Below are 15693 nucleotides of genomic sequence, written 5' to 3'. Positions count from 1 at the left end.
CTTCCGACGCTAAAAAGAGAGCCCTTCTCAAGTCCAAGATTCCCCGCTCACCCCCTGGGCACCTCGCAGCTCCCCGAGTGCTCCCCCTGCATGGCAAGCCGCGCCGCAAATGCCAGCATTTCCAGAGGGTAAGCCCCCAAGCCCCCGCCCTACCTAAGGGTATGCTCCGGGGCATGAGCAGCAAAACCGCACTCATAACCCGCGCTGGTCGCGGCAAGACCGCCCCGGTCACGATCACGCCTGCTGGGTTGGCGGCGATCGAGGCCATGGCTGCCGAAGGGCAGGACCAGCGCACCATAGCCAAACAGCTCGGCATTCACGTCAAGACGCTCGACGTGATCCGCAAGGCCAATGCCGAGGTGGATGAAGCGTTCGGCCGAGGGCTCGCTGCCCTGGGCGACGAGCTCACCCACCACCTGCTGAACGCTGCCCGGAACGGCAACATCGTAGCGATGATCTACCTTACCAAGGCCCGGCTGGGCTGGCGTGAGGGCGACACGCCCGAAGCCCGGCCGAACATCACCATCAACCTGCCCGATAGCCAGACGCCCGAAGCCTATCTGCGCGCCATCCGCGTCGTGCAGGAGCCAGGCCGCCTGCCCGCCCCGGAGAGCGCCGATGGCTGAGCCCATCCCCGACCCCATGCCCTATATGTTCGAGCCTGGCGACATGGGCGAGTTCGAGCACGTGCAGGTCGGTGTGACCGCTGGCGGTGCGCCCGTGTACGGCCGACGCCAGGTGAAGCCTGCCACCTATACTGGCGGCCGGAACGCTGACGGCAGCCCGACCCGCGCCCGGCCGTGGAGCCCGCCGCGATGATCGAGGCCATCTCGCCCACACCCTACCAGTCCACCGTCCTTGCGGTCCCTGAGAAATGGAACCTGCTGCTGGCCGGTGGCCGTGGTGGCGGCAAGTCCACCGCTGCCCTGCTGCTGATCCTGCGCCACGTTGAGAAATACGGCGCACAGGCCCGGCCCCTTGTCGTTCGCGAGACGCACAAGGCCGTGACCGAGCTTGAAGAACAGCTCGATCAGCTCCTCTCGACCGCCTACGGCAAGGGCGTCCGCCACAACCGCGCCGAACACACCTTCCGGCTGCCCAATGGGGCCATCGTGGAGTGCGGGCAGCTCGACGGGCCCAACGCCTACAAGAAATTCCAGGGCCGCTCGTTCACGTTGCTCGTGATCGACGAGTTCGGCCTGGTGCGTGATCGCCGCTGGGTTGACCTTCTCAAGTCCAACCTGCGCGCGCCCGAAGGCATCCCCTTGCGAGAGGTTCGTACTGCCAACCCCGGTGGGCCGCTTCACGCGCTCATTCACCAGAATTTCATCGCCAAGTCGCTCGCCTGGCACCCGTATCAGGTCGATGGCGAGACCTGGGTGAATTGCCCCTCGACGCTCACCGACAATCCGCACCTCGACCATGAGGATTACGAGCGCCGGTTGAAGGCCGCCTGCGGTAACGACGAAGAGCTGTTCCGCGCCTGGGTGAACGGCGACTGGAACATTGCGCGCGGGGCCTATTTCGGCGGGGCGCTGGACGAGCGCATTCACCGGCTCCCAGTGGCATGGCCGTATCCCGTCGTTCGCAAGGCATGGCGGCCGTTCCTCGCGATGGATTGGGGCAGCTCTGCGCCGTCCGTCACCTATGTCTGCCTCAAGGCTCCGGGCGACGTGGGCCCGTTCCCAAAAGACAGCCTGATCTTGCTCGACGAGCTTGCCACCGTTCACCCCAACGATCCCAACCTTGGGCTCAACTGGCCGCCCGGCAAGCTGGCCGAAGCGATCAAGGAAATGTGCGGCCGGTGGGGTGTGCATCCGCATGGCGTTGGCGACGACGCCTACGGGCTCGAAGACACGCTGCTCAACGTCCTGCAACGCCACGGCATTGCCCTACAACGCCCGCGCAAGGAGCGCGTGGCTGGCTGGGCCGCAATGCGCGAGCGCCTCTACAACGCAAAGGAGCGGAACGGCCTTCCGGGCATGTGGATCACCGCCCGGTGCCGGTACTTCTGGCAGACCGTCCCCTTCCTCGAACGTGACTCGTCCCGGCCCGAGGACGTGATGACCGACGGCCCCGACCATGCCGCCGACGCTGCTCGCTACGCCGTCATGCACGCCAACGTCCGCTGGGGAACCGGCCGGGTCTCGGCGGGCAACTACTGAGAAAGGAGCCAACCATGCCCACCCCGTTCGATGATTCCGTGCCCGTTCGTGGGGACGTGCCCATGTCCCTGCACCCCGACAGCCTCTTGGGCATCGGGGCCGCGCTCAACCAGCCCGACACCCTGGGCGTCACCGTCCTGTCGGCGGCGCGGGAGGGGCTGCGCCTCTGCTACGACCTGTTCGGCCGGATGAACGACGCCGAACGCGACTTGCAGGCCATCGCCGCCCCGGCCCGCCGTCGCCAGCACCCCGTCGAGCGCGGTGGCCGTACCGAGATTAGCGGTGATGTGCGGATGGTGAAGGGCAAGCCGACGCGCGTTGTGGATGCGACCGAGTTCATCGCGGCCGCCGAGCAGGCGTTCGCCCGCGTTAGCCCGGCCATCGACCGCCGCGTGAAGGAGCTGAACGGCTACCGGCAGACGCTGGAAACCCGCGTGGCGACCGCGCTTGACCACCCGACGCGCAAGACGGCCGAAGGGCTCGCCCTGGCAGCCGAGGTTCGCGCGCACATCAAGGCGATGAAGAAGCCCGAGCAGCGGATGCAGTTCGTCGCGCAAGCAGTGGACGGGGGCGACGTGGCGACCGTGGCAGCGGTCATCCATGCTCAGCCGTTCCTCTCTGGGCTCACCCCCGAAACCCATGCCACCCTCCGGGCCCGTGCAGCCGCGCAATTCGCCCCGGTGGACAATGCCCAGCTCGCCGCCACCGACGCGGCCTTGCAGCGCCTTACCGCGTCGAGCTCTGCCCTGGTGAAGCGTTACGGCGATATTCTGGCGATGCGGGACGCCCCGGCCGCCAAGGCGGCCAAGAGCCTCAAGTCACTCGGGGAGGCGGGTCGGTGAGCGACCCCATCTCGGCAATGTTGGCCGATGGCTGGGTGGAGCGGTACGGCAGCCAGTCCAAGCAGGAGACGGCCGACGAGCTGGCTGCCCGGCTCGTTCGGGAAGCGCGCACCGAGGCGCTGGACCGCGCCCTTGCGGACCTGCGGAACGGTCGGGAGCCCCGGCAGTCGGACCTCGATGTGTTCAATGGCGAGCCGACCATGAACCTTCGCTACCATGACGCGCGGGACGAGGCCCTTGCGCTGCACGGCGGCGATCTTGAGTGGCAGCGCGACGAGCCGGACCCCGACGATGAGGGGGACGAACAGTGATGCGCCCACCTGGCGGCCCCCGCCACTCGCCACATCCCCATCGCCCGGCGCAACAGAGCCCGTACCCGGCCCAGCCGCCCCGCTCCCCTGGCAGGCCAGACTGCAAACCGCCCAGGGGGAGCAAGAAGCGGTGAACGACCGCAAAATTGCCGCGCTGAATTACACCGCCCGCCCCGGCTCCCGCTGGGCCCAGCTCCGGGTTGGCATGACATGGGGAGAGGCCCGCTCCCTGGGCTTTCTCGCCGGGGAGCTGAATTACCGCATCCGCAAGGGCGACATCGAGTTCGACCTAGGCCCGCGCCGGGAGAACGGCATTGTCGCGGCGGACGAGCCGGGAACGGGCGTCAAACAAGTCAGGTCAGCGGCCCAAGAGCGGCCGTGCTTACGGTGCCGCCAGCCCTTCAAGAGCGAGGGGCCGGGCCATCGCATGTGCAACGTCTGTCGGCACCTGAATGTGAGCCCCTACGCGCTGTAACTCTCGACACTCTCTCGCCAATGTTGCAGTGTCACCGTCCGAGCAAAGGGGCGGAGGGGCTGAGTGCCGGTCAGGGAAACTGTTAATCGCGAGTGGTTCAATCCGAATATCCAGCTTCCGTATCAACTACGGCTGGATGACTTCGCGCTTGCGATGCAGGACGTGTACGACTTCTTCTTTGATGTGAACACGCTGTTCCATGATCGCGGTCTGCCTCGACTAGAGGAAGTGCTTCGGCCTGCGAATATGTCAGGCACCATCTCCGACATGATGACCGCAAGCATGGCACGACACTCCCGTTCGCTCTGCCAGAACAACTTCCATAACGGCCATCCAGACTTGATCGTGCGAGGGCGCTACCAGCTCGACAGCATTCAGGCCGGGGAGCATGGGGTTGAGATCAAGACCACCCGGAAGCGCGGCGGCGCGGTCGACACGCACGGCGCGCGCGATCAGTGGCTTTGCGTCTTCGTATACGAGATCGACCAGGTGACCGAGCCAGCGGCAGAGCGCCGGGCTACCCGGTTCAGCGAGGTCTATCTGGCGCACGTCACTGTTGACGACTTCCGGCGGAACGCGCGCGGTGAGCTAGGCGGTAAACTCATAAACTGAGTTGCGCGAGGCGGCAGTGATTGATTCAAGGCTCGGGAAAGGAGTCTTGGAGATGCGTCGCCGTTTTGAGCTGACAGATTTCGAATGGTCTGTGATCGAGCCGCTGCTTCCGAACAAGCCGCGGGGCGTGCCACGTGTGGATGATCGCCGGGTGATCAACGGGATATTGTGGCGGTTCCGCACAGGCAGCCCCTGGGCGGATATTCCGGAACGCTATGGTCCACACACCACCTGCTACAATCGCTTCGTGCGCTGGCGCAAAGCCGGTGTGTGGGATCGGCTGCTGACGGCAGTTTCCCATGCCTTCGACGGCGAGTTGGTGATGATCGACAGTTCCTCCATCCGGGTCCACCAGCACGGTGCGACCTTAAAAAGGGGGACCCAAATCGCTGCATGGGACGTTCCCGCGGCGGTTTGACGACCAAGATCCACGCACTGGTTGATGGACGAGGCCTGCCGATCCAGCTGCACTTGTCCGAAGGACAGGCGAGCGATTGCAAACAAGCTGATCCGCTGCTCGGCGCCGTGCCGGAAGGCAGCACCTTCCTCGCCGACAAGGCCTATGACAGCGACGCCATCCGCGCGCGGATCACAGCACAAGGCGGCTTCGCCAACATTCCCGCCAAGCGCAATCGCAGGCAGGGCTTTGTGTTCAGCACCTTCCTCTACCGATATCGCAACCTGATCGAACGCTTCTTCGGAAAACTCAAACACGCCAGAGGCTTGGCCACCCGATACGACAAGCGAGCCGACAACTTCCTCGCCGCCATCAAGCTCTTCTCAGCACGCCTCTGGATCAACGCTTATGAGTCCACGGCCTAGGAACTCGCACAGCCACCCTCCATCGCGAGGGAGTGCAGAAGCTGCGGGACAGTTGGGTCTATCTAGCGCAGTGAGCCCAGCTTCGGGATGGCCTCTGCCGCCAGCCTGACAAACTTTGGGTCTGCCTCAACACCGATACTTGCATAGCCCACCGCATTCGCGGCGGCGAGGGTCGATCCTGATCCGGCGAACGGGTCCACGACTACTCCCTCACCAAGGGGGAGCGAGCCGCGCACGACTTGCCGCATGAAGTCCTGCGGCTTGAGCGACGGGTGGGGCGCGATGGCGCGCTCCGCTGCCGAGGTGGGGCTCGACTTGATAACGTCGCCAAAGGGCCGGTCGTCCGACGGTCGCCGAAAGCCGCCCGTCTTCCATTTGCGAAGATTGTCCTGGACCCGCCCTTCAAGGGGGCGGCGCAGCACCACCCAAGGCTCCCATTGCGAGCGCGGCATAACGCTCACCTCAGCAAACTCCTCGTGCGCGTTCTTCGGGCGATCACCGCCACGCATGGTCATGGTGAGCCGGGCGATGCTGCCGCGCAGCTCAAGGCCGCCCTCCGTCATTGCTGAGGCCACGACGTGCTGCAAGAGCGGGTTGGTCGCGACGAGCACGTTGCCGCCTGGCACGATCGCGCGAGCGACGAGGGCACCGAACCGACGAAAGAAGGCGTGGAGCTCCTTGCGGTCTTCGTCCGACATGATGGTGAACCGGGGGAGCGGGGAGCGACGGTGGCCGTCGAACGACGGGGGAATGCGCCAAACACCCCCCTGCCCATTTCGGAGCTTGCTCAGCTCCCTTGGGCTATACTCCGTCAGCCCGTAGGGCGGGTCCGTGACGACCGCGTGAATGGACGCCTCCTCTCGGGCAGCCAGCCAATCGAAACAGTCGGCATGGTACAGCACGGCCTTCTCATGCTCGACGGCCGGTTCAAGCCCGACCCGGTGGACGTTCTCTGCGTCGCCCACGAGCCGATAGCGGCCGCGCGCGGTTCGCTCGAACACCCGGCCGACGTTCAGGTTCAGATAGGAGCGAACCGACGACGGACGCACCGGGCCCAGGTGAACGCTGATGGCTTCACTGATCTGTTTGATCGAAGCGTCGCCCCCAAGCGCCTCCATGTAGCCAATGATGGCGTCCCTGATCTTCCCCGGTGCTGCGGACATGTCGGCTCCCTCGACTGTGTTTCCGCATCTTTGACGTCCCGACGTCAATCTGTCAAGGAATTTATGTTCCTGTTTTGTTCTATACGCAGCCGCCTGTCAACTCATGGCGCGAGTGCGCTGGATAAGCCCACAACATTCGGCTGCGGGGACGTGCCAACGTCCAGCTCCCCGGCACAGACGGCCGGTGCAAAGGAGAACCGCATGACTGACGAAATCCACATGACCGATTGGGCCGCCCTGTTCCGTGAAATCCCAGCCGCCATCCAGCAGCTCGAAACTGATGAGGCGCACTGCGCACCCGAGGTCGCCCGCTTGCTCGACTGTGCCCTGTACGCGCTCAAGGCCGTCAACCCTGTGCGGGCGTGGGACCAGATCGTGCCGATGATCGGCTACCTGGCGGTCCATGCAAACGACAAGCACGGGGAGCGCCTGCCACAGGACACCCGCGACTTTCTCGACCGGGTCGAGGATGCGTTCAGCGACTGGAATTGCACGGTACGCGAGACCGACGAGGTGATGCGGGAGCTTTACGTGCGCGGCGCGCGCAAGCCCGACAGCCGTCCCAACTGACCGGCCCGACCCGCTCGATAACGGCCGCCTGGGCAACCGGGCGGTCTTTTTCTTGCCCTACGTCGGGGAAATTGCCGCGCAAATCTGCTCCCCGGAGCGCTCCCCCGAGGGGAGCCCGGAGGGCTCAAATCGCTGCTAAGTCGTTGGAAAACTGGAGCGGGCGAAGGGATTCGAACCCTCGACCCCAACCTTGGCAAGGTTGTGCTCTACCCCTGAGCTACGCCCGCTCTGGCGGCTGGCGACCGGGTAGGTGCCAGCGGGTGAGGCGCGCGATTAGCACCGGCTTTTGGAGTCGGCAAGCCCTCATTGCGCTTTTCGTGTCTCGAAGGCGCGAAGGGTTGGCATTGGCGGCGTAATTCCCACATAAGCGAGCGAACCGCATAGCAAGGGAGCAATCACATCGTGGCCACTCTGGGTCTGAACCCGCAGGAAAAGGAAGCGGTCGAAGCGTTCCGCCGCGACGTCGTCGAGCCGTCGATGACGAAGCTCGTCATCCTCGATTTCTGGGCGGAATGGTGCGGCCCGTGCAAACAGCTCGCTCCCGTTCTCGAAAAGGTCGCCGCCGACTATGCCGACAAGGGCGTCGTGCTGGCAAAGGTCGATGTCGATGCGAATCGCTTCATCGCAGGCCAGTTTCAGGTCCAGTCGATTCCGACCGTCTATGCCATATTCCAGGGCCAGCCGGTCGCAAATCTCACTAATGCCCGGACCGAAAGCCAGCTGAAGTCCGTGCTCGACCAGCTTCTCGCGCAGCTTCCCATCGAGAGCGATGCGAGCGCCCGCGCGGTCGAGATCGCGCCCTTGATCGAAATGGGCGAAAATGTGCTCGCCGAGGGCGACGGACCGCGCGCGGCGAGCATCTTTACGCAAATCCTCGACATGGCACCCGACAATGCCGCAGCGCATGGGGGCCTCATCCGCGCGCTGCTCGCAGCGGGCGAGATCGAGGCCGCGCAGGCCGCCCTCGACGCCGTGCCCGATGAGGTCGCTGGCGACCCCGCGATCGCGCAGGCGAAAAGTGCAGTCGCGCTCGCTGCCGATGCGCCCGATGCAAGCGAGCTCGCGGCGCTCGAAGCCGCGGTGGCGGCGAATGGCGAGGATCACCAGGCGCGCTTTGACCTTGCCGTCGCCCAGATTGGCGCCGGGCAGCGCGACGCAGCCGCTGACAATCTGCTTCGCATCGTCGAAGCCGACCGCGAGTGGCAGGAAGGCGCCGCGCGTGCGAAGCTCCTTGAACTGTTTGAGGCCGTGGGGCTTGAAGACCCCTGGGTTGCGGCGCAGCGCCGCCGCTTGTCGCTCATCCTGTTCGGCTGATGAGCGAGGCGGCGCCCCTGACCATCCAGCGGATTGCGATCTTTCCGCTGCCCGGTGCAGTGCTGTTTCCGGGGCTGCACCTGCCGCTCCATATCTTCGAGCCGCGCTACAAGGCGATGGTGCAGGAAGTGCTGGCACGCGACCGTCAGATCGGAATGATCCAGCCGCGGCAGATCGCGGGCGAGGAAAGCCGCGAGCCGCCCGCCCTCTACGAGGTCGGGTGCGTCGGACGCATCGTCGATGTCGAGGCGCTCGAAGAGGGGCGTTTCAACCTGATTCTCGAGGGCGTCGCGCGGTTCCGCGTGCGCCGCGAGCTCGACGTCACCACGCCCTTTCGCCAGGTCGAGGCCGAGATTGAAACCGAGGTTGAAACCGATGCCGTCCTGTCGAGCATCGAACGCGCCAGCCTCGAACGCGAAGCGAAGCGCTTTGCGGCGCGGCAGGGCTATGTTGTCGACTGGGATTCGGTCGGCCAGCTCGACGATGCGACGCTGGTCAACGGCATCGCTCAGGTCGCCCCTTTCGATGCGGCGGCGAAACAGGCGCTGCTCGAAGCGACACCGATCGAGGCGCGGGCCGAGCTCGTTATCCAGCTCATGCAGTTTTTCGGCCGTTTCGACGGCGACGACGGGCGCGCGACGCTTCAATAGTGGGGCGGCATTGCCCGCGACCCCGTCCCCTACCCTAAATTTCCGCCCCCGCGAGCAATCGGGGAAGGTCGCCTGATTCGCCGCGCGCTTCGTCCATGAAGAAGCGCTTGAGTGTGGGCAGCCGCTGCACCGCACCAAGCCCCGCGCGGCGGACCGCCGAGGCGGCACGCCCGGGGATACCGAAGAGGCGGGTCAGACCGTCGGTCGCAAGACTGACCATCAGATTGTCGAGCCCGCGCCAGCGCTGGTAGCGCGCGAGGAGAGCCGCGTCGCCGAGGTCGAGCCCGAGCCGCGCGCCGTCGACGAGCACCTCGGCAAGCGCTGCGACGTCGCGAAGGCCAAGGTTGAGCCCTTGCCCCGCAATCGGATGGATGCCGTGCGCCGCGTCGCCGACGAGCGCGATCCGGTCGGTCACAATCTTTGCGCTGTGGTGAAAACCGAGCGGGTAGGTCATCCGCGGCGCCACCAGCTCCATCTGGCCAAGCAGGCCGCCGGCGCGCTTTTCGAGCTCGGCGATGAACCCCCTGTCGCCGAGCTTGGCAAAGGCGGGTCCGTCTTTCTCCGAAACCGTCCAGACAAAGGCCGAGCGGTGCCGTCCCTCGGCATCATCGACGAGCGGGAGCAGGGCAAAGGGGCCTGAGGGGAAGAAGATTTCATGCGCGACATGATCGTGCGGGCGGGCGTGCGCGACCGCGCCGATCATCGCGTGATGATGATAGGACCAGCTCGCGATGCTGAACCCGGCCTCGTCGCGTGTCGGCGAGCGGCGCCCCTCGGCAACGATGAGGAGCGGTGCGGCGAGCCGCTTGCCGTCCGCGAGCGTCAGTGTGACGCCGTGGGCATCGACCGTGCGCGCCGTGACATTCGCCGGCATGTTGAGCCGGACGAGCGGCGCATCGGCAATCGCGGCGGCGAGCGCTAAGCGGAGCTGGCGATTCTCGATCATCACGCCCAGCGCCGGGTCGTCGCTCTGGGTCACGAAATCAAGCTCGCCCGCCTGCCCGCCGTCGCTGACCTTGATCGCGCGGATTGCGCAGCCATGACCCTGAAGCCGGTCGGCGAGCCCCAGTACCTGAAACATCTGCCATGTCGCGCTCGCGATCGCCGAGGCACGGCCGTCAAAGCCGGGAGCGATGGTGGCGACCGGGTCGGCAGGATCGACGACCTGCGAGGAGAGACCGTGATGCGCAAGCGCAAGGGCGAGCGTTTGGCCGACAAGGCCGCCGCCCGAGATCAGGACATCGCTGCGCTGCGCTTCGGTCATGCATGCCGCCCTAGCCCGCCAGGACGCCCTTGGGAAGCGGGCAGGCGGGCCGAGCCGCGCTTGACGCCGAGTCCGGCGCATGCGCATATCGCCGGGACCAACTGCATTGGGGACCGATTTCGCATGGCAAGCCGCAAGGCCGCGACCGCAAAGGCCGATTGGCGCACCGTTTTCCGCGCGAGCATCGCTCGCTCGATGGTCATCGGGGCGGCGGCGGCGCTCGCTCTGTTCACTCTCTTTCTCACTCTCGCGCTCATCACCCACGACAGCACCGATGCCGCGATTCACACGGCGGCGGGCGGCAATCCGTCGAACTGGATGGGAAGCGCGGGGGCCTGGTTTGCCGATCTCCTGCTGTTCGTCGGCGGCGTTCCTGTCGTGCTGCTGTTGCCGCTTTTGGGGATCATGGCATGGCGGCTTTGGGCCCAGACGCCCCAGCCCTATTGGAAGCGCCAGCTGGTCTTCATGCTCGTTGCCATTTCGCTCGTCGGGCTGGGCGCGCAGCTTTGGGCACCCGACAGCGACGCGCCGCTGCCCGCGGGCTGGGGCGGCATTGTACCGCTTGTTCTTGGAAACGCGGTGTCACCGCTGTTCGATCGCGCGGGCGAGCCTGCCGCCGCGCTCCTTCGGATTGCCACTATATTGCTGCTCCTCGTCGCCGGGCTATGGCTTGCCTCGCGCGCCTTGCGGCTCGAAAAGGGATGGGCGAGCCGTTTCCGCCTTCCCGCGGCCGAAAGCAGCCGCACCGCCGCGCCGGCGGCCGCTGCCTCGCCTGCCGAACGCGCAACAAACCTCATGGACCGCGTCGTGCGTCCGCGTCCGCGCGCCGAGCCGAGCGACCGCGCGCCGCCCGAGATCGCAGAGCCCGTGCAGCGCTCGCAGCCCTCCAAGCCCAAGGCCAAGCCCCAGACCGAACTTTTCACCCACTATCACCTGCCGTCGATCGACCTCCTCGCCGCGCCTCCCGAGGGTCCCTCGGGGCAGATCGACAAGGCGGGCCTTGAACGCAATGCGCGGCTGCTCGAATCGGTGCTCGAGGATTTCCAGGTCAAGGGCGTCATCACCGCGGTTCGCCCGGGACCGGTCGTCACCATGTACGAGCTTGAACCCGCGCCGGGTACGAAGGCGAGCCGCGTGTCGAACCTTGCCGACGACATCGCGCGCAACATGTCGGCGCTGTCGGCGCGCATCGCGCCGATCCCGGGCCGCACCGTCATCGGTATCGAATTGCCCAACGCGCACCGCGAGGCGGTCGTGCTCCAGGAAATGATCGGCAGCCAGCTCTTCCAGGATCAGACGGGGGCGCTTCCGATCATCCTTGGCAAGAATATCAGCGGCGATCCCGTGATCGCCGATCTTGCACCAATGCCGCACCTCTTGATCGCGGGTACGACCGGATCGGGCAAGTCGGTCGGTCTCAACGCGATGATCCTCTCGCTTCTCTATCGCCTCGGCCCCGACCAGGTGAAGATGATCATGATCGACCCCAAGATGCTGGAACTCAGCGTCTATGACGGCATCCCGCATCTCCTCGCCCCCGTGGTCACCGAGCCCAAGAAGGCGATCCGTGCGCTCAAATGGGCGGTCGAGCAGATGGAGGACCGCTACCGGATGATGTCGTCGCTGTCGGTGCGCAACCTTGCAGGCTACAACGACAAGGTGCGCGCCGCGCTCGCCAAGGGTAAGTCGCTCGGACGCCGCGTCCAGACCGGCTATGACCCCGACACCGGCCAGCCGGTCTATGAGGAAGAGACGCTCGACTATCAGCCGCTGCCGCAGATTGTTGTCGTCGTCGACGAGCTTGCCGACCTCATGATGACCGCAGGCAAGGAGGTCGAATTCCTGATCCAGCGGCTTGCGCAGAAGGCGCGCGCCGCGGGCATCCACCTCATTCTCGCAACGCAGCGTCCGTCGGTCGACGTCATCACCGGCGTCATCAAGGCGAACCTGCCGACCCGCATCAGCTTCAACGTTACCTCGAAGATCGACAGCCGCACCATCCTCGGCGAAGCGGGCGCCGAACAGCTGCTCGGCAAGGGCGACATGCTTTATGTGCCCGGCGGCAAGCAGATCACGCGCATCCACGGCCCCTTTGTCTCCGACGACGAGGTGCGCGCGGTCGCCGATCACTGGCGCGGACAGGGCCAGCCCGACTATGTCGAAAGCGTGACCGAGGATCCCGAGGACGGCGGTTTCGCGATGGAGGGCGCGCCTGCCGGCGGCGATAGCGCCGAGGACCGCATGTATGCAAAGGCATGCCAGATCGTCGTCGACAGTCAGAAGGCCTCGACGAGCTGGCTCCAGCGCCAGTTGCGCATCGGCTACAACAGCGCGGCGCGGCTCATCGAGCGGATGGAAGACGAGGGTCTCGTGAGCCCGCCCAATCATGTCGGGCGGCGCGACGTGCTGACCGACCAATATGGGCAGCCGCGCTGACGGGGAAGGGGAACCAAGAGCGGTTTCGCGGCTTGAACCTCTCCCAACGCCGGGTTCAGCGCGCATTCAATGCCGCGAGCGCATCTCCGGCGCAACAGAGCCATGAAAATGAGAGTCCTATGAACCTGACCCCTACCCGCAAGAGCCTGACCCGCATCGCCGCCTGGACGCTTGCGCCCGCCGCCGCCGCGGGGCTCGTCTTTGCCGCCCCCGTTCTTGCTGAGACGCCGAGCGCGCTTTCCGCGGTGCAGGCGCACCTCAAGAACACCAGTTCGATGACCGCCGATTTCGTCCAGACAGACCGCAAGGGCCAGCGGCTCAGCGGTACGTTGACTTTGAAGCGTCCGGGCAAGATCCGCTTCCAATATCAAAAGGGCGTGCCCTTGCTCATCGTCGGCGACGGCAGCCGGCTGACGATGATCGATTATGAGGTGAAGCAGGTGCAAAGCTGGCCGGTGAAGAATTCGCCGCTTGGCGCGCTGCTCGATCCCGATCGCGATCTCAGCAAATATGCCAAGGTCCTGCCCACCGGGAGTGACGGGGTGATCAGCGTCGAGGTCAAGGACCCCAAGCGCCCCGAATATGGAACGATCACGATGGTGTTCCTGCGCGATGGAAGCGCGCCAGGCGGGCTGCGCTTGCGCGGCTGGGTCGCGCTCGACTCGCAGAACAACCGCACCCGGATCGATCTCAGCAATCAGAAGTTCAACGTCGCGGTTGCCGATTCCACCTTCCGCTGGACCGACCCGCGGCCGAAGACCCGCGGGCGCTAACCGCTTCGGCTCTGCGAGCTTTGCACCGACGCCGGTCCCCCGAAAAAAGAGGGGGCCGGCGTTCGACGAATGGTAGGCTGAAGCCGACGAACGGTCGCCACACAGCCTTCGGGCGGCTCTCGTTCAGCTTGGCGACAGGCAAGGCGCGCTATCGAAACTCTCGAAGGCGCCGACACGGCCCCCGGCTTTGGGTTTCCCCCTGTTGCCCCACCCGGACGGCCAGGTGTCTTCATTCAAGAGCGTGACGAACGCTGACCTTGAACCCCCGTTCCACCGCCCCTGGGACGGGGGTTTATGATTCGTCTCCCTCGCGCTGCAGCGCCATTGCGAAGGCCGATCCGCGCCGATAGAGCCGACGGCATGACAAGTATCGCGTCCTGGAACATCAACAGCGTCCGCGCCCGTCTCGGCATCGTCGAGAAATTCCTGCGCGAGGAAACTCCCGACATCCTCTGCCTTCAGGAAACCAAGGTCGAATGCGGCCTGTTTCCCAAGGCGATGTTCGAGGCGCTCGGCTACACCCACATCGTCACCAACGGCCAGCGCATGCACCACGGCGTCGCAATCGTCAGCCGGGTGCCCCTTGCCGATGTGCGCCAATATGACTGGCAGGCGAATGGCGAGGCGCGCCATATCGGGGTGACGCTCCCGTCGGGCGTGCGGCTCGACAATGTCTATATTCCCGCGGGCGGCGACATTCCCGACCGCAATCTCAATCCCAAATTCGGGCAGAAACTCGACTTTTTCGGCCGCATGACCGAGTGGGCGGGGACGCTTGCGGGGGCGCCGACCGTGCTCACCGGCGATTTCAACGTCGCGCCGCTCGAAAGCGATGTGTGGAACCACAAGGCGCTGCTCGACGTCGTCAGCCATACGCCGATCGAGGTCGAGACGCTGGCCCGCCTCCAGGCAGCCGCCGACTGGGTCGATCTCGGGCGCCACTTCATTGCGCCGCCGGCCCCGCTTTTTACCTGGTGGAGCTACCGGGCGAAAGATTGGGAGGCGTCGAACCGCGGTCGCCGCCTTGATCATATGTGGGTGACGCCTGCCCTCAAGGACGAGGCCATCGCGCACCGCGTTGTCCAGCCTGCGCGAAGCTGGGAGCGACCCTCGGACCATATTCCGCTGGTGACGGAGTTTTCCTTTTGAGCGATGCGGCCGGCGAGGGCGCCCGCCGGGCGGCGCGCGCGATCGACGCGCTGCGCCGCGGCTGGCCGCTGCGCGTCGCGGCCGAGGACGGCACGCTCGATTTGCTGGCGGTCGAGAGCGCGCGCGATGCAGCGCTTGCACAGTTCGCCAGCAGCGACGTGCTGCTTTCGGGCGAGCGCGCCGTGACCCTGAAGCTCACCAACCAGCGCGCGGCGGCAACGCCCGGGCCGGTGCGGCTCGCAGGCGCGGCGACGAGCGTCGCCGAAGCGCTCGCGATCGCCGACCCGGCGCTCGATCTTGCGCATCCCTTCAAGGGTCCGTTCCGCACCATGGCGACCGGCGGCGAGGCCGCCGCCGCGGCCGCGATGACGATGGCGCGCCATGCGGGACTTCTTCCTGCCTTCTTCGTCCGCGAAGCGGTGGGCGCGGCCGAAACCGAGTGTACATCAGAGGATGTGGCGGCGCTGCTCGATCCCGCGCGGCTCGAGATTGCGGCGCGCGCACGGCTGCCCGTCGAAGCGAGCGAGGCGGGCGAGATTGTCGCCTTCCGCAGTCCGGAAGAAGCTTCGGATCATGTCGCGCTCGTGATCGGCCAGCGCGATGGCCAGCCTCCCGTTGTGCGGCTCCACAGCGAGTGCCTCACCGGCGACGTCCTTGGCAGTCTCAAATGCGATTGCGGACCCCAGCTTCACGCCGCGCTCCACGCGATGGCCGATGCGCCCTGGGGCGTGCTCCTCTATCTGAGGCAGGAAGGGCGGGGGATTGGTCTCGTCAACAAGCTGCGCGCCTACGCCCTGCAGGACCAGGGGCATGATACGGTCGACGCCAATCTTCGCCTCGGCTTTCCCGTGGAGGCGCGCGATTTCGCGATCGCGGCGCGGATGCTCGAACTCCTCAACATTCCGCGCATCCGCTTGATGACGAATAACCCGGAAAAGGTCGCGCGGCTCGAGCGAGAAGGCATCGCGGTCGTCGAGCGGATTCCGCTCGCCCTGCCGACAAATCCGCATAACGAGCAATATCTCGCGACGAAGCGCGATCGGACGGGGCATCAACTCTAGAAAATGGCGCGCGCGCGATCGCGAGCAAGCGCCCCGCTGCCCGCTACGGCGCACCCTGGCGGGAGAAACGGGGCTCGGCTTGCCGG

17 protein-coding genes and 1 tRNA gene are annotated in these 15693 nt (G+C 65.9%); 15 read left to right on the top strand and 3 right to left on the bottom strand.

Translation table 11 applies throughout. The features are described 5' to 3' along the window. The first annotated feature begins 173 nt into the window (after positions 1 to 173). The 8 genes from LH20_RS16835 to LH20_RS23045 all read left to right on the top strand — a co-directional run bounded on the left by LH20_RS16835 (position 174) and on the right by LH20_RS23045 (position 5227). On the top strand, positions 174 to 626 hold the full coding sequence (locus tag LH20_RS16835; RefSeq protein WP_144423600.1) for a hypothetical protein: 453 nt from the start codon (positions 174 to 176) through the stop codon (positions 624 to 626). After that, entirely contained in the window at positions 619 to 819 is a 201-nt protein-coding gene (locus LH20_RS16830) for a hypothetical protein (RefSeq protein ID WP_053555230.1), read from the top strand. The genes LH20_RS16835 and LH20_RS16830 overlap by 8 nt, the downstream gene beginning before the upstream one ends. Further along, on the top strand, positions 816 to 2165 hold the full coding sequence (locus LH20_RS16825; protein WP_053555229.1) for an AAA family ATPase: 1350 nt from the start codon (positions 816 to 818) through the stop codon (positions 2163 to 2165). Before LH20_RS16830 ends, LH20_RS16825 begins: the two co-directional genes overlap by 4 nt. Before the next feature lie 14 nt (positions 2166 to 2179). Continuing rightward, positions 2180 to 3007 (top strand): hypothetical protein, encoded by an 828-nt coding sequence (locus LH20_RS16820; RefSeq protein ID WP_053555228.1) that lies wholly within the window; start codon positions 2180 to 2182, stop codon positions 3005 to 3007. Next, positions 3004 to 3318: a hypothetical protein gene (locus LH20_RS16815; protein WP_053555227.1), complete on the top strand. Its 315-nt coding sequence runs from the start codon at positions 3004 to 3006 to the stop codon at positions 3316 to 3318. The genes LH20_RS16820 and LH20_RS16815 overlap by 4 nt, the downstream gene beginning before the upstream one ends. 130 nt (positions 3319 to 3448) lie before the next feature. Next, on the top strand, positions 3449 to 3793 hold the full coding sequence (locus LH20_RS16810; RefSeq protein ID WP_053555226.1) for a hypothetical protein: 345 nt from the start codon (positions 3449 to 3451) through the stop codon (positions 3791 to 3793). Between the two features lie 63 nt (positions 3794 to 3856). Further along, on the top strand, positions 3857 to 4405 hold the full coding sequence (locus LH20_RS16805) for a hypothetical protein (RefSeq protein WP_053555225.1): 549 nt from the start codon (positions 3857 to 3859) through the stop codon (positions 4403 to 4405). Positions 4406 to 4457: 52 nt separating this feature from the next. Then, positions 4458 to 5227 (top strand): IS5 family transposase gene (locus LH20_RS23045; RefSeq protein ID WP_144423492.1). Its coding sequence is split into 2 segments (ribosomal slippage): positions 4458 to 4773 and positions 4773 to 5227, totalling 771 coding nucleotides; the frame shifts between segments, so codons are not numbered across the junction. Between the two features lie 62 nt (positions 5228 to 5289). On the opposite strand, the gene LH20_RS16790 is transcribed toward LH20_RS23045, so the two are convergent. Then, the gene (locus LH20_RS16790) at positions 5290 to 6390 is read right to left on the bottom strand and encodes a DNA-methyltransferase (protein ID WP_083455465.1); all 1101 of its coding nucleotides are present in this window, start codon (positions 6388 to 6390) and stop codon (positions 5290 to 5292) included. A 201-nt stretch (positions 6391 to 6591) separates the two neighbouring features. Between LH20_RS16790 and LH20_RS16785 the strand changes: the two genes are divergently transcribed. Continuing rightward, positions 6592 to 6960, top strand: coding sequence for a hypothetical protein (locus tag LH20_RS16785; RefSeq protein ID WP_053555224.1), 369 nt, complete (start codon positions 6592 to 6594; stop codon positions 6958 to 6960). 152 nt (positions 6961 to 7112) lie between these two features. Here the strand turns inward: LH20_RS16785 and LH20_RS16780 are convergent. Then, positions 7113 to 7187, bottom strand: a tRNA-Gly gene (locus LH20_RS16780). 175 nt (positions 7188 to 7362) lie between these two features. Between LH20_RS16780 and LH20_RS16775 the strand changes: the two genes are divergently transcribed. Both LH20_RS16775 and LH20_RS16770 read left to right on the top strand, forming a co-directional pair. Further along, a complete protein-coding gene (locus tag LH20_RS16775) occupies positions 7363 to 8274 on the top strand; it encodes a tetratricopeptide repeat protein (protein WP_053555223.1) in 912 nt (303 codons plus the stop codon). Then, on the top strand, positions 8274 to 8924 hold the full coding sequence (locus LH20_RS16770) for an LON peptidase substrate-binding domain-containing protein (RefSeq protein WP_053555222.1): 651 nt from the start codon (positions 8274 to 8276) through the stop codon (positions 8922 to 8924). The genes LH20_RS16775 and LH20_RS16770 overlap by 1 nt, the downstream gene beginning before the upstream one ends. Before the next feature lie 34 nt (positions 8925 to 8958). Here LH20_RS16770 and LH20_RS16765 read toward each other — a convergent pair whose 3' ends face one another. Further along, entirely contained in the window at positions 8959 to 10188 is a 1230-nt protein-coding gene (locus LH20_RS16765; protein ID WP_053555221.1) for an FAD-dependent monooxygenase, read from the bottom strand. Between the two features lie 123 nt (positions 10189 to 10311). Here LH20_RS16765 and LH20_RS16760 point away from each other — a divergent pair, with 123 nt between their 5' ends. The 4 genes from LH20_RS16760 to ribA all read left to right on the top strand — a co-directional run bounded on the left by LH20_RS16760 (position 10312) and on the right by ribA (position 15607). Beyond that, positions 10312 to 12624, top strand: a complete 2313-nt coding sequence (locus LH20_RS16760; protein WP_053555220.1) for an FtsK/SpoIIIE family DNA translocase — start codon at positions 10312 to 10314, stop codon at positions 12622 to 12624. Positions 12625 to 12743: 119 nt separating this feature from the next. Beyond that, complete coding sequence (locus LH20_RS16755) at positions 12744 to 13397, top strand: LolA family protein (RefSeq protein WP_053555219.1); 654 nt, start codon at positions 12744 to 12746, stop codon at positions 13395 to 13397. 360 nt (positions 13398 to 13757) lie between these two features. Continuing rightward, positions 13758 to 14546 carry an exodeoxyribonuclease III gene (locus LH20_RS16750; RefSeq protein WP_053555218.1) on the top strand — a complete coding sequence of 263 codons (789 nt, stop codon included), beginning with the start codon at positions 13758 to 13760 and terminating at the stop codon, positions 14544 to 14546. Then, the gene (ribA, locus tag LH20_RS16745) at positions 14543 to 15607 is read left to right on the top strand and encodes a GTP cyclohydrolase II (protein ID WP_053555217.1); all 1065 of its coding nucleotides are present in this window, start codon (positions 14543 to 14545) and stop codon (positions 15605 to 15607) included. Before LH20_RS16750 ends, ribA begins: the two co-directional genes overlap by 4 nt. Positions 15608 to 15693 lie beyond the last annotated feature (86 nt).

It is taken from the genome of Sphingopyxis sp. 113P3 (genome assembly GCF_001278035.1).
Classification (GTDB): Bacteria; Pseudomonadota; Alphaproteobacteria; order Sphingomonadales; family Sphingomonadaceae; genus Sphingopyxis.
The sequence above is the reverse complement of the archived record's forward strand: the minus strand, read 5'-3'. Positions and strand labels throughout refer to the sequence as shown.